The organism is Streptomyces sp. NPDC040405 (assembly GCF_055595765.1).
On the sequence record NZ_JBVIVI010000001.1, the window covers coordinates 293,925 to 305,978 of the forward strand.

The 12,054-nt window shown below is 72.8% G+C and carries 16 protein-coding genes; 6 read left to right on the forward strand and 10 right to left on the reverse strand.

Features of this window, described 5'->3' with window-relative positions; genetic code table 11:
* Positions 1 to 126 precede the first annotated feature (126 nt).
* From ACZ59A_RS01355 to hisI, 5 genes are all read right to left on the reverse strand, one after another.
* Positions 127 to 549, reverse strand: a complete 423-nt coding sequence (locus tag ACZ59A_RS01355) for a DUF2752 domain-containing protein (protein ID WP_470952005.1) — start codon at positions 547 to 549, stop codon at positions 127 to 129.
* A gap of 102 nt (positions 550 to 651) precedes the next feature.
* Entirely contained in the window at positions 652 to 891 is a 240-nt protein-coding gene (locus ACZ59A_RS01360; RefSeq protein WP_470952007.1) for an HGxxPAAW family protein, read from the reverse strand.
* A gap of 133 nt (positions 892 to 1,024) precedes the next feature.
* Complete coding sequence (locus tag ACZ59A_RS01365; protein ID WP_470952009.1) at positions 1,025 to 1,699, reverse strand: TIGR02234 family membrane protein; 675 nt, start codon at positions 1,697 to 1,699, stop codon at positions 1,025 to 1,027.
* A gap of 92 nt (positions 1,700 to 1,791) precedes the next feature.
* A complete protein-coding gene (locus ACZ59A_RS01370) occupies positions 1,792 to 3,279 on the reverse strand; it encodes an anthranilate synthase component I (protein WP_470954564.1) in 1,488 nt (495 codons plus the stop codon).
* A 61-nt stretch (positions 3,280 to 3,340) separates the two neighbouring features.
* Positions 3,341 to 3,706: a phosphoribosyl-AMP cyclohydrolase gene (gene hisI / locus ACZ59A_RS01375; protein WP_470952012.1), complete on the reverse strand. Its 366-nt coding sequence runs from the start codon at positions 3,704 to 3,706 to the stop codon at positions 3,341 to 3,343.
* Between the two features lie 108 nt (positions 3,707 to 3,814).
* On the opposite strand from hisI, the gene ACZ59A_RS01380 reads away from it, so the two are divergent.
* Complete coding sequence (locus ACZ59A_RS01380) at positions 3,815 to 4,693, forward strand: hypothetical protein (protein WP_470952015.1); 879 nt, start codon at positions 3,815 to 3,817, stop codon at positions 4,691 to 4,693.
* Between the two features lie 72 nt (positions 4,694 to 4,765).
* Positions 4,766 to 5,398 carry a TIGR03085 family metal-binding protein gene (locus ACZ59A_RS01385; protein WP_468041759.1) on the forward strand — a complete coding sequence of 211 codons (633 nt, stop codon included), beginning with the start codon at positions 4,766 to 4,768 and terminating at the stop codon, positions 5,396 to 5,398.
* 34 nt (positions 5,399 to 5,432) lie between these two features.
* Here ACZ59A_RS01385 and ACZ59A_RS01390 read toward each other — a convergent pair whose 3' ends face one another.
* Entirely contained in the window at positions 5,433 to 5,756 is a 324-nt protein-coding gene (locus tag ACZ59A_RS01390) for a DMT family transporter (protein ID WP_470952018.1), read from the reverse strand.
* Between the two features lie 119 nt (positions 5,757 to 5,875).
* Here ACZ59A_RS01390 and ACZ59A_RS01395 point away from each other — a divergent pair, with 119 nt between their 5' ends.
* Entirely contained in the window at positions 5,876 to 6,793 is a 918-nt protein-coding gene (locus ACZ59A_RS01395) for a LysR substrate-binding domain-containing protein (RefSeq protein ID WP_470952021.1), read from the forward strand.
* Between the two features lie 6 nt (positions 6,794 to 6,799).
* On the opposite strand, the gene ACZ59A_RS01400 is transcribed toward ACZ59A_RS01395, so the two are convergent.
* On the reverse strand, positions 6,800 to 7,816 hold the full coding sequence (locus tag ACZ59A_RS01400) for a LacI family DNA-binding transcriptional regulator (protein WP_470952024.1): 1,017 nt from the start codon (positions 7,814 to 7,816) through the stop codon (positions 6,800 to 6,802).
* 309 nt (positions 7,817 to 8,125) lie between these two features.
* On the opposite strand from ACZ59A_RS01400, the gene ACZ59A_RS01405 reads away from it, so the two are divergent.
* The 3 genes from ACZ59A_RS01405 to ACZ59A_RS01415 all read left to right on the forward strand — a co-directional run bounded on the left by ACZ59A_RS01405 (position 8,126) and on the right by ACZ59A_RS01415 (position 10,027).
* On the forward strand, positions 8,126 to 8,272 hold the full coding sequence (locus tag ACZ59A_RS01405; protein ID WP_470952026.1) for an OsmC family protein: 147 nt from the start codon (positions 8,126 to 8,128) through the stop codon (positions 8,270 to 8,272).
* 76 nt (positions 8,273 to 8,348) lie between these two features.
* Positions 8,349 to 9,008, forward strand: a complete 660-nt coding sequence (locus ACZ59A_RS01410; protein WP_470952029.1) for an RNA polymerase sigma factor — start codon at positions 8,349 to 8,351, stop codon at positions 9,006 to 9,008.
* Positions 9,005 to 10,027 (forward strand): CU044_5270 family protein, encoded by a 1,023-nt coding sequence (locus ACZ59A_RS01415; protein ID WP_470952032.1) that lies wholly within the window; start codon positions 9,005 to 9,007, stop codon positions 10,025 to 10,027. The genes ACZ59A_RS01410 and ACZ59A_RS01415 overlap by 4 nt, the downstream gene beginning before the upstream one ends.
* 56 nt (positions 10,028 to 10,083) lie before the next feature.
* Here the strand turns inward: ACZ59A_RS01415 and hisF are convergent, their stop codons facing one another.
* From hisF to priA, 3 genes are read right to left on the reverse strand one after another with little or no spacing between them, the layout of a single operon-like run.
* The gene (gene hisF / locus ACZ59A_RS01420; RefSeq protein WP_470952035.1) at positions 10,084 to 10,854 is read right to left on the reverse strand and encodes an imidazole glycerol phosphate synthase subunit HisF; all 771 of its coding nucleotides are present in this window, start codon (positions 10,852 to 10,854) and stop codon (positions 10,084 to 10,086) included.
* Positions 10,851 to 11,288, reverse strand: coding sequence for a RidA family protein (locus ACZ59A_RS01425; RefSeq protein WP_470952037.1), 438 nt, complete (start codon positions 11,286 to 11,288; stop codon positions 10,851 to 10,853). Before ACZ59A_RS01425 ends, hisF begins: the two co-directional genes overlap by 4 nt.
* Positions 11,285 to 12,016, reverse strand: coding sequence for a bifunctional 1-(5-phosphoribosyl)-5-((5-phosphoribosylamino)methylideneamino)imidazole-4-carboxamide isomerase/phosphoribosylanthranilate isomerase PriA (gene priA / locus ACZ59A_RS01430; protein ID WP_446461485.1), 732 nt, complete (start codon positions 12,014 to 12,016; stop codon positions 11,285 to 11,287). The genes ACZ59A_RS01425 and priA overlap by 4 nt, the downstream gene beginning before the upstream one ends.
* Positions 12,017 to 12,054 lie beyond the last annotated feature (38 nt).

The following is a 12,054-nucleotide window of genomic DNA, read 5'->3' on the forward strand; positions in this document are numbered from 1 at the left end:
CCCTTCCGGGACGGGGATGGAGCTTCTGGTCGAATGCGATGGTAGCTGTCAAAGGACCGAGGTCCCGCATCCGGTTGACGCGGCGTCCCACCAGCTGGTCGTACGCGATGTCTCGCACAACAACGGTCAGGGTGCCAGTAGTCCCCCGAAGGGGAAATTCCGGATGAGGGTGAAGAGGAGCACGGCACCCCCGATCACCCAGGCGTGCCACGTCTGCCAGGCCCACATGGTGCGGCGGCGCCGCCATCCGAGGGCCCGGGCGCACCAGAGCGCCCACCCCACGCAGAACACTCCCCCGCACACCACGACCAGCACGTTGTCGCCCAGCGCCCGCAGCAGCTCGCCGTGGGCCAGGGCGTGGGCGCTGCGCAGCCCGCCGCACCCCGGGCAGTAGAGGCCGGTCAGCCGGAACAGCGGGCAGACGGGGTAGTGGCCGGGCCGATGGGGGTCGACGGCGCCGACGTACCCGAAGGCGGCGGCGACGCCGACGAGCACGCCCAGGGGCGCGAGGAGCCGCCGCGCCGCGGCGGGCAGGACAGAGGGGTCCACATCGCCGAGTCTCCCCGGGAAACCACGAAGGCGCGGCTCAGGGCCGTGCCGGATGACCCGTACGAGTCATCGGCACCGGCCCCGCGCCGCGCCCCGGCCGGTTCACTCCTGGGTCTGCACCTGCTTCTCGCCCACCATCCGGATCGGCTTGGCCTTCGGGCCGCCGAGCCCGGCCGCGCGCATGCCCAGGGTGGCGACACCGCCGAGCCCGACGATGACCATGCCCGCCCAGAAGCCGAGCGGGTTCGCCAGCACGATGAACGCTCCAGAGACGCAGAAGCCGATGACGGCGATGACGACGCCGGTCCAGGCGGCCGGGGTGTGCCCGTGGGCGTTGGACATGAATACTCCTCGTAGCTCTACACAGCGCCTGGCCGGGCGCGCGGGGCGAAGCTCCCACGCCATTGTCCCCGATGCCGGAAGCGCCCTTGAGCGGGGGTACCTACCCGGTGCCCACCGCGTTTCCACCGCGTGCCTACCGCGAAACGGTCGGGTCCTCGCCGCGGTCCAGGGCCCTCCACAGCTCCTCGGGGCGGTCCGGGTCGGGCGCCGCGGGGGTACGGCGCCCGGCGCCGCCCTCCGCACCGGCCCGCTCGTACCGCCCGGACATGGCGGGCCAGTGGCGCCCGTACGCCAGCGCGAGCACGCCCGCGAGCACCAGCAGCACGCCGCCCGCCAGGGCGACCCACGGCCAGGGCGTGTACGACACGTCGTGGATGGCGCTGCCCGCCACGCCGGTCACCTTGGACGCCTTCTCCTTGAGCGCCGCCTTGTCGGAGGCCCCGAGCGCGGCGCTGACGACGATGCCCGCACCGCTGAGGGCGAGGAGCAGGGAGACGACGACGCGGCCCACGCGGCGTACGGCGAAGACGGCCACGAGCGCGGCGAGACCGACGACGGCGAGGGCACCGGGCAGCCCGGTGATGTCGTCGCCGTTGGCGCTCTGCGACAGGGAGCCCTGGGCGACGCTGGCCGTGCCCTCGGCCCACTTGCGGCTGGTCGCGAGCAGGACGAGCGCCGCGCCGAGCGCACCGCACAGCAGCGCGACGGCGAGACTGCCGCGCGCCGCTCGGCGGCCGCGCCCGGCAGAGGCGACGGGGGCGGAGGGCTCGTTCTCGGCCCGGGGCGGGGGTACGGCTGCTGCACTCACGCCTACCACTATCCCCCACGCCGAACCTGCCCTGACCGGGGGCTCCGCTCCCGGCCCCCGCTCCTCGAACGCCGGAGGGGCCGGGTGGCGGGCTAGCCCAGGCGGTTCGCCGCGTGTACCGCGCGCAGTACCGCCGCCGCCTTGTTGCGGCACTCCGCATCCTCGGCCACCGGGTCGGAGTCGGCGACGACACCGGCTCCGGCCTGGACGTACGCCGTGCCCTCGCGCAGCAGCGCGGTGCGGATGGCGATGGCGGTGTCGGAGTCGCCCGCGAAGTCGAGGTAGCCGACGCAGCCGCCGTACAGCCCGCGGCGGCTCGGCTCCAGCTCCTCGATGATCTGCATCGCGCGCGGCTTGGGGGCGCCGGAGAGCGTCCCGGCGGGGAAGCAGGCGGTGAGGACGTCGAAGGCGGTGCGCCCCTCCGCCAGCTTGCCGGTGACGGTGGAGACGATGTGCATGACATGGCTGTAGCGCTCGACCGACATGAAGTCGACCACCTCGACGCTGCCGGGCTCGCAGACCCGCCCCAGGTCGTTGCGGCCGAGGTCGACCAGCATCAGATGCTCGGCCCGCTCCTTGGGGTCGGCCATCAGCTCCTCGGCGAGGGCGGCGTCCTCCTGCGGGGTGGCGCCGCGGGGGCGGGTGCCCGCGATGGGGTGCAGCATCGCGCCGCCGTCCTCGACCTTGACCAGCGCCTCGGGGCTGGAGCCCACCACGTCGAAGCCGTCGAAGCGGAAGAGATACATATAGGGGCTGGGGTTGGTGGCCCGCAGCACCCGGTAGACGTCGAGCGCGCTGGCCGAGCAGGGCGTCTCGAAGCGCTGCGAGGGGACGACCTGGAATGCCTCGCCCGCGCGGATGCGCTCCTTGATGTCGTCCACGGCCCCCATGAAGTCCTCGCCGCCCCACAGCGCGGTGTACTCGGGCACCTCGGAGGGGGGCAGGGCTTTGGGGTCGGTGGGGACGGGCCGTACGAGGTCGGCGGCCATCGCGTCGAGCCGGGCCACGGCGTCCGCGTACGCCTCGTCCACGCCGGTGTCGAGATCGTTGTGGTTGATCGCGTTGGCGATCAGCAGCACGGTGCCGTCCCAGTGGTCGAGGACGGCGAGGTCCGAGGTGAGCAGCATGGTCAGCTCGGGGAGCCGCAGATCGTCGCGCCCGTGCTCGCCGATCTTCTCCAGGCGGCGGACGACGTCGTAGCCGAGGTAACCGACCATGCCGCCGGTGAAGGGCGGCAGCTGGACGAGGCCGCCCAGGTCACGCGGGGTGTGCAGGGTTTCGACCGTGGCGCGCAGCGCGGCGAGCGGGTCGCCCTCGGTGGGGACGCCGACGGGCGGGGTGCCCAGCCAGTGGGTGCGGCCGTCGCGCTCGGTGAGGGTGGCGGCGCTGCGGACTCCGACGAAGGAGTAGCGGGACCAGGAGCGGCCGTTCTCGGCGGACTCGAGCAGGAAGGTGCCGGGGCGCTCGGCGGCGAGTTTGCGATAGAGGCCCACCGGGGTGTCGCCGTCCGCGAGCAGCTTGCGGGTGACGGGGATGACGCGGCGGTCGGCCGCCAGCTTGCGGAAGGTCTCGAGGTCCATCGTGATGGCGTCCTGGGTCATGGCTGGGGAGCCTAGTGGGCGATCTTCGGGCGGTACGGGGCTACTGGCCCAGCGGGAGGACGTCGGCGTCGAAGCAGGTGCGGTCGCCGGTGTGGCAGGCGGCGCCGGTCTGGTCGACCCGGACGAGCACGGTGTCGCCGTCGCAGTCGAGCGCGACGGACTTGACCAGCTGGATGTGGCCCGAGGTGTCGCCCTTGACCCAGTACTCCCCGCGGCTGCGGCTCCAGTAGGTGCAGCGGCCGGTGGTGAGGGTGCGGTGCAGCGCCTCGTCGTCCATCCAGCCGAGCATCAGCACCTCGCCGGTGTCGTACTGCTGGGCGATGGCGGGGACGAGGCCGTCGGCGCCGCGCTTGAGGCGGGCGGCGATGGCCGGGTCGAGGGCGGAGGGACGATCGGAGCCGGTCATGCGACCATTCTGCACGTCCCGGCGGGTGATCCTCCCGCCCGCTGATCGCCCGCTGAAATGGCCGGGCCCGATGGTCGGGAGACGGCGGCGATGGGGCATGCTTCGGGCATGACGTTTCCGCCGCCGTCGCATGACCCCAACCGGCCTGGAAACGGCGGGGGGTTTGGTCCGCCGCCGCAGCCGCAGGAGCCGCAGCAGTCACCGCAGGAGGGTTTCGGACCGCCGGTCGACCCGGGTCAGCCGGTACAGCCGGGCCAGCCCGGTCCGCCCGCGCTCCGCGGCGGCTTCGGACCGCCCCCGCCGCCCATGCCGCCCACGCCGCTCCCGGCCGGGCCGCCGCCCGGCACCGGCCGGTCCAGGACCGCGGCGATCGTGACCGGTGTGGCGGTGGGCCTGGCGGTGGTCGCCGGGGTGGCCTTCTTCGGCGCGCGGGATGACGACGGCGGCGGCGACACGGCGGCCGCCGCCCCGTCCGCCTCGGACCGCCCGCTCTCGTCGCCGTCGGGCGCCGCGTCCGCCCCGGCGGGTTCGGAGGACCCGGGCCAGGGCGCGCCGCTGGGCGGCGGGGACGACCAGGCCGCCCCGTCAGCCGACGCCTCGGACCCCGCCGCGTCCGGCCGCAAGATGCCGTACGTCGTGCTCAAGCCGGGCACCTGCTTCGACCATCCGGCGATGGACAGCAGCGTGACGAAGGTCGAGAAGCGCTCGTGCGACCGCGCGCACGACGGCGAGGTCATCACCAACCAGAAGCTGAGGGGGGACTTCTCCTCCGAACAGGCGATCCAGCGCAAGTCGCTCTCGCTGTGCGCGACGGATGCCGAGAAGCGGCTGGAGAGCGTCCCCAACGACGGCCGGGAGTATTACTACTACGCGTTCTACCCGGCCCTGGGCACGTACACGGAGCACGGCAAGAACCGGGTCTCGTGCGCGCTGACGGTGAGCACCGGCAAGGACGGCGCCAAACTGCGCGAGCCGATACCCGAGTAACCCGGACCCGAGTAGCGCCTTCGGGGCGCCTTCTCATGGCGGGCGGCGGGCGTCGGTCGTAGGGTGGGCGGTATGTCCACTCACGCGAAGCGCGAACGCCTGCTCCTCGCCGATCTCTTGGAGAACGCGGGCCCCGACGCCCCGACGCTGTGCGAGGGCTGGACCACCCGTGATCTGGCGGCCCATCTCGTGGTGCGCGAGCGCCGCGCCGACGCGGCCGGTGGCCTGGTGATCAAGCCACTGGCCCAGCGGCTGACCCGGGTGCAGGCCGAGTTCACCGCGAAGCCGTACGAGGAGCTGGTGCAGCTCTTCCGCACCGGCCCGCCGCGTATGTCGCCGTTCGCGATGAAGCAGGTGGACGAGGCGGCCAACACGGTCGAGTTCTACGTCCACGCCGAGGACGTCCGCCGCGCCCGGCCGGACTGGACGCCGCGCGAGATCGACCCGGTCTTCGCCGACGCGCTGTGGTCCCGCATCGAGCGGGTCGCGCGGGTGTTCGGCCGCAAGTCCCCGGTCGGCCTCGTGCTGCGGCGCCCGGACGGCCGTACCGCGGTCGCCCACCGCGGCGTCCCGGTGGTCACCGCGACCGGCGAGCCCGGCGAGCTGGCGCTGTTCCTGTACGGGCGGCAGAAGGCGGCCCGGGTCGAACTGGACGGCGATAAGGAAGCGGTGGCCGCGGTGCAGGACGCCAAGCTCGGCATCTGAGCCCCGGCCGGAGGACCGTCGGCGCTGCCCGGCGTCACTGCGCGCTGCCGAGGTTGAGGGTGACGACGCCGCCGATCACGAGGGCCACGCCCAGCGCCTTCGCCGCGGTGAGCGGTTCGCCCAGGAAGAGCAGACCGATCACCACGATGAGGGCCGTCCCGAGACCCGACCAGAGTGCGTACCCCACGCCGACCTGCATCCCGTCGTGGATCGCGCGCGCCAGCAGGAAGCACGCCACCGCGTACGAGGCGAGGCAGGCAAGGGTGGGTCCGGGGCGGGAGAAGCCCGCGGTGGATTTGAGGAGACTCGTGCCGATCAATTCGACAGTGATGGCGGCCAGAAGGAGGAGGTAGGCCATGCCGACAGTCTCCGAGCGCCGGGAAGTGCCCGTCAAACCTGTCGGCAGGGGCCTGAGACCCCCGAAATGTGTCGCTCGCCATTGCCCGGCCGGTCCGGCGCCGCGTAGCGTCACCGAACGTGCGTACGCCCCTGCCTCCGCTGCCCGGACTGCTGGCCTACGAGGCGACCGCGCGCCTCGGCAGCATCGCGGCGGCCGCCGATGAGCTGGGCCTGTCGGCGTCGGCGGTCAGCCAGCGCATCCGGGTGCTGGAGACGCGGCTGGGGATCGCCCTGTTCGAGCGCCAGGCACGCAGCATCCGGCTGACACCGATGGGCCAGGCGTATCTGCCCACCGTCCGGGGCGCGTTCGACGATCTGTCGGCGGGCACCAGCGGGCTGTTCGGCTCGGCCGCCGGGCGCGGACGGCTGACCGTGCGGGTGCAGGTCTCGTACGCCATGACCTGGCTGGTGCCCCGCCTCCAGGAGTTCCATGACGACTATCCGCACATCGATCTGCGGGTGGTGACCGCGATCTGGGCCAACGAGGTCCCGCCGCACGAGGTGGATCTGGAGATCCGTCACGGCAACGGCCGCTGGGCCGGGTTCACCGCCGATCTGCTGCACGAGGACCAGGCCGTGGTGGTCGGCTCCCCCGCCCATCTGGAGGCGTACGGGCCGCTGACCGGGCCCGCCGATCTGGAGCACCGGCCGCGGGTGCACGTCATCGGCTACGACGACCTCTGGCAGCGGCTGTTCCCGCACACGCCGCCGCCCCCGCGGGGCGCGGAGGCGACCATCACGCTCGACACCACCGTGGCCGCGACCCAGTTCGCCGCGTCCGGGCTGCACTGCGCCCTGATCCCCGAACGCTTCGCCCGCGCCGCGGTCCGCGACGGGCGGCTCGTCGTCCTCCACGACCGTCTGGTGCCGCTGCGCCAGGCCCACTATCTGCTGCAGCGCGAGGGCGAGGCCCATATGACCCCGGAGGGGCGCACGTTCGTCCAGTGGCTCATCCGCCAGGACATCGAGGACCCGCCGCTCCAGCCGGGTGGCTAGTACGTTCTAACTCTCTGCCACCGGGGCCGGGCCGGTGGTGGTGCGCTCCACCAGGTGGGGCGCGAACACGCTCTCGGCCGCCTCCCGGCCCGCGACGAGATCCAGCGCCCCGCTCACCGCGGCCTCCGCGAGCCGCGACGCGTCCTGCGACACCGTCGTCATCCGCACATGCGGGAACTTGGCCAGCCGCGAGTCGTCGTACCCGACCACCGAGATCTCCCCGGGAACCGCGCGCCCCTCCCGCCCCAGGACGTCCAGCACGCCCGTGGCGCACCGGTCGTTGAAGGCGACGACGGCCGTGGGCGGGGTGTCGCGGGCCAGCAGATAGCGCATGCCCTGCGCGCCCGCATTCTCGGTGAGCCCACCGGCCAGCACCTCGGCCGAGTCCTGGAGCCCGTGCCTCCCCATGGCCTCCAGGAAGCCGAGCCGCCGGTCGGAGCTTCCGGGCGCCCCGGCCCCGTCGATGTGCGCGATGCGCCGGTGGCCGAGGGCGGCGAGGTGGTCGACGGCGAGCGCGACGCCCGCGTGGTCGTCGCCGCGTACGACGCCCACGCCCGGTACATCGGTGCGGCGGGCGACCAGCAGCGTCGGCAGCCGGCCGGCCAGCCGGGTCAGCTCCTCCGTACCGAGCCTGCTGCCCAGCAGGATGGCCGCCTCGCACCGCTCGCGCAGCAGGGCGCCGACCGCGGTGGCCTCCTCGCGGCTGGGCGCCACGGCGCTGAGCGTCACGTCGTAGCCGCGCCGGGCCGCGGCGGCGTAGAGCTGTTCCACGAGGTCGCCGTGGAAGGGCTGCTGGAGTTCGAAGGTGACGCCGAGCAGCCGTGAACTGCTCTGGCGCAGCTTGCGGGCGCGCTGGTCGGGGACGTAGCCCATCTCGTCGGCGATCTTCAGCACGCGCTTGCGGGTGGCGTCACTGGCTCCCGGTACGCCGCGGATCACGATCGAGACCAGCGCGGTGGAGATACCGGCGGCCCGCGCCACATCGGCCATGGTCGGCCGCGTGCCGCCCGCCTCCTCGGTCACTCCCGTCACTCCCGCCCTGCCGAAACGCCACCCGGGACGCCGTCCTGGCCAATCTCCTGGCCAACGCCCTGGCCGGCGCCCTGGCCGACCCGCGTCCGAGCATATCGATCTCTTGACCGGCTCCCCGTTCCCGCTCTACCGTCCTCCGGTACTAGAACGTACTAGTCCTTCCATGATACGAGGCCCCAGGGGAGATCACCGCTTCCGCCACTGCCACAGTTACCGCACCACCGTCCGCTGGACCGGCGACACCGGGACCGGGACCGGCAGTGGCTACCGGGGCGACGGGCGGGCGCCTTCACCGAGGTGGTGCTGCATCCGGTAGTCACCGTCGCGGACGGGGGGATGCTGGAGCAGGCCCGGTCGGCACACCGCGACGCGCACCGGACGTGCTTCATCGCCAACTCGGTCAACTTCCCCGTCCGCCACGAGCCAACGATCCGGGTGGGTGACTGAGCCCCCCCCCTTGTGGCGCAGGTCACGGGAACCTCACACCTCGTGCGGAGAGGCACGGGTGTGAGGTGTAAACGAGATGACTGAGGGTCTGCGCGAACGGATACGGGCCGGTGACCGCGCGGCGTTCGCGGAGCTGTACGAGGAGCACGCCCGGAGCGTCTACAACCATGCCTTCCGGCTGACCGGCAACTGGTCGGTCGCGGAGGAGGTGATGGGGGATACGTTCCTCGACGCCTGGCGCGGGCGGAAGCGACTGGAGCCGGGCGACGGCACGTTGAAGCCGTGGTTGCTGGGCGTGGCGACGAACAAGGCGCGGAACGCCAATCGCGGCGTCGGACGGCGGCTGGCCTTTCTCGCCCGGCGTCCCGCGCCCGCCCCGGTGGCGGACTTCGCCGACGAGGCCGCGGGCCGGATCGACGACGCCCGCCAACTGGCCGCCGTGCGCGAGGTGTACGGCCGACTGCGGCGCGGCGAGCAGGAGGTGCTGGCGCTGTGCGTGTGGTCCGGGCTGGACTACGCGCAGGCGGCCGAGGCGATGGGGATTCCCGTGGGGACGGTCCGCTCCCGGCTGTCCCGGGCCCGCGCCCGGCTGCGCAAGCTCGCCGAACAGCGGCTCGCGGAGGAGAAGAACGAAAAGCGGGAAACGACGGAACCGCCCCGCCGTCACGGAGAGGTACAGCGCGAGGCCGCGTTCGCGGCCCTGCCGTTTCAGGAGTTTCAGGAGGACCCCCGATGAGGCCCGAGCGCGAGGACGCCGCGTACGAGGACACCGCGTGCGAGGAACTCGCCCGGCTGCTTCCTCCCGTCCCGGCCGACCGGGACGTGCCCTCCACTCCGTACCTCCACCACAAGGACCGTTTGATGCAGCTCATCGATAACGACGCCGCCGACCGGAAGACGACCCCCGCCCCGAAGGCCCGGCCGCGGCTGCTGCGCCCGGCCGTGCTGATGCCCGCCGCGGGGCTGGCGCTGGCCGCGGCGCTGGCCGTCGCCTTCACCGGGGGCGGGGCGTCCGGCGACGCAACCGCCCAGCCGCGCGAGACCGCCACCGTCCTGCTCGACCGGCTCGCGGGGACCGCGGCGAAGTCGGACGTCCAGCCGGTGCGCCAGGATCAGTTCGCCTACGCCAAGAGCGTCGGGGCCGGGGCCGAGATGCAGGAGAACGGCGCCTCCAAGCTGGAACCGCGGAGCGAGAGCGAGACATGGAGCTCGCAGCAGGTGAAGCGAATCCACAAGACCGGCGAGGCGTATGAGAACGGGAGCTACCGCAACGCATACGAACTGGGCGGGTCTCCAGCGGGCATCGACCGCCCCACGTACCAGTGGCTGGCGGCCCTGCCGACCGACCCGGACGTCCTGCTCAAGGAGCTGTCCCGGATGACCGAGGTGGAAGACGGACAGGAGAAGGAGCAGGCCGTCTTCGACCAGATCGGTCGGTTCCTGGGCGATGTGATGCCGCCGGAGAACGCCGCCGCGCTGTACAAGGCCGTCGCGAAGATCCCCGGGGTGACGCGGCACGAGGACGCGGTGGACGCGGCGGGCCGCCACGGGTTCGGCATCGCCCGCGTCGACAAGCGGACGTGGGTCGCGAACGAGTGGATCTTCGACCGGGACAGCCTCGCCTACCTCGGTGAGCGCCAATACCGGACAAGGGACTTCGCGGCGGGCAAGAAGGGCGACGTCCTGTCGGAGTACGCCCTTCTGGAGCACGGGATCGTCGACCACTACCGCGAGCGGCCGCAGGCCACCAAGTGATCGGAGCATGAAGCGGGGGCCACCGGTAAAGGTGGCCCCCGCCGCGCTTACGTGTCTCAGCGGACCGGGTGCCCCGCGTCCCGCAGCGCGCCCTTGACCTCGCCGATGCGCAGGTCGCCGAAGTGGAAGACGGAGGCGGCCAGCACCGCGTCCGCGCCCGCCTCGACCGCCGGGGCGAAGTCGTCGAGCCTGCCCGCGCCGCCGCTGGCGATGACGGGGATGGTGACGTGCTTGCGGACGGCCTCGATCATCGCGGTGTCGTAGCCGTCCTTGGTGCCGTCCGCGTCCATCGAGTTCAGCAGGATCTCCCCGGCGCCCAGCTCGGCCGCGCGGTGGGCCCATTCGACGGCGTCGATGCCGGTGCCGCGGCGGCCGCCGTGGGTGGTGACCTCGTAGCCGGACGCGGTCTCGGTGCCGGACGGGACGCGGCGGGCGTCGACCGACAGGACGAGGACCTGGCTGCCGAAGCGCTCGGCGATCTCGCGGATGAGGTCCGGGCGGGCGATGGCGGCGGTATTGACGCCGACCTTGTCCGCCCCGGCGCGCAGCAGCTTGTCGACGTCCTCGGGGGTGCGGACGCCGCCGCCGACGGTCAGCGGGATGAAGACCTGCTCGGCGGTGCGGCGCACCACGTCGTAGGTGGTCTCGCGGTCGCCGGAGGAGGCGGTGATGTCGAGGAAGGTCAGCTCGTCGGCGCCTTCCTGGCCGTAGATCCGGGCCATTTCGACGGGGTCACCTGCGTCCCGCAGGTTCTGGAAGTTGACGCCCTTGACGACCCGGCCGTTGTCCACGTCCAGGCAGGGGATGACTCGGACCGCCAGGGTCATGACGTTCGGGCTCCTCGGAATGCTTCCAGTTCTACTTCCACCAGCACGCGCGAGTCGACGAAGCCGGACACCACGACGAGGGTCGCGGCGGGGCGTACGGCGTCGAAGATCTCCTTGTGGGCGCGGCCCACCGCGTCCACGTCGCGGGCGTGGGTGAGGTACATGCGGGTGCGGATGACCGATTCGACGCCGAGGCCGAACTCCTTCAGCGCGTCGAGGGCGTGCCGGAAGGCGGCGTGGGTCTGCTCGTACGGGTCGCCCTCGCCCTCCAGTACGCCGTGCTCCGCGAGCGGCATGGTCCCGGAGACGACCACCAGGTCCCCGGCCTCGACGGCCCGGGCGAAGCCGATGCTCTCCTCCCAGGGGCTGCCGGTCTGGACCCGCCGCCCGGTCGTCCCGGACGACGTGTCGGCTGAGCTATCGGGTGAGGTCATGCGGATACCGCCTCCAACGCCTCTTCCAAGGTGAACGCCTTGGCGTAGAGCGCCTTGCCCACGATGGCGCCCTCGACACCTTCCGGTACCAGGGTCGCAAGGGCGCGCAGGTCGTCGAGCGAGGAAACGCCGCCGGAGGCGACGACGGGCTTGTCCGTGGCGGCGCAGACGCCTCGCAGCAGCTCCAGGTTGGGGCCCTGGAGGGTGCCGTCCTTGGCGATGTCGGTGACGACGTACCGGGCGCAGCCCTCGGAGTCGAGGCGGGCGAGGGTTTCGTACAGGTCGCCGCCGTCGCGGGTCCAGCCGCGGCCGCGCAGGGTGGTGCCGCGGACGTCGAGGCCGACGGCGATCTTGTCGCCGTGCTCGGCGATGACCTTGGCGACCCACTCGGGGGTCTCCAGGGCGGCGGTGCCGAGGTTGACGCGGGTGCAGCCGGTGGCGAGGGCCGCGGTGAGCGAGGCGTCGTCGCGGATGCCGCCGGACAGTTCGACCTTGAGGTCCATGGCGCGGGCGACCTGGGCGATCTGCTCGCGGTTGTCGCCGGTGCCGAAGGCGGCGTCGAGGTCCACCAGGTGCAGCCACTCGGCTCCTGCCCGCTGCCAGGCGAGGGCGGCCTCCATCGGGTCACCGTACGACGTCTCGGAGCCGGACTCGCCGTGGACGAGGCGGACGGCCTGGCCGTCGCGGACGTCGACGGCGGGGAGGAGTTCGAGGCGGTGCGTTGGCATGCGGGAACCTTACGGTGAGGACGGAGCGGGCGGGTGCG